Source organism: Tritonibacter sp. SIMBA_163, assembly GCF_046535935.1.
Classification (GTDB): Bacteria; Pseudomonadota; Alphaproteobacteria; order Rhodobacterales; family Rhodobacteraceae; genus Epibacterium; species Epibacterium scottomollicae.
Window position 1 is genome coordinate 1 of sequence record NZ_JAWJBP010000987.1, and the last position, 249, is coordinate 249.

The 249-nt window shown below is 56.6% G+C and carries 1 pseudogene; it reads left to right on the plus strand.

Annotation, left to right across the window (positions count from 1 at the left end):
* A pseudogene (locus R0J92_RS25295) lies at positions 1–191 on the plus strand (ATPase); the annotation flags it as partial.
* Positions 192–249: the final 58 nt, after the last annotated feature.

The window sequence follows — 249 nt, forward strand, 5'->3', positions numbered from 1 at the left end:
GTCAGGATGTCACGGCCCTCGTGGGCCATGCGGGACAGCAAGTGAATGGGATCAATGAAGCGGATTATCGCGACTTCAACTGCGATACCTATGTACGTGAGCGGGAAACCTTTGACCGGACCTATGCCGAGGTCAAGGAGCTTCTACTCGGAAACTGGTGGGTCGAAGCCAAGATGGAAGGGGCAGAGTAAGATGCCAAAACGCAGACGACTGAACGCACCGGAAGCTGCCGAACTCGCAGCGCTGGAC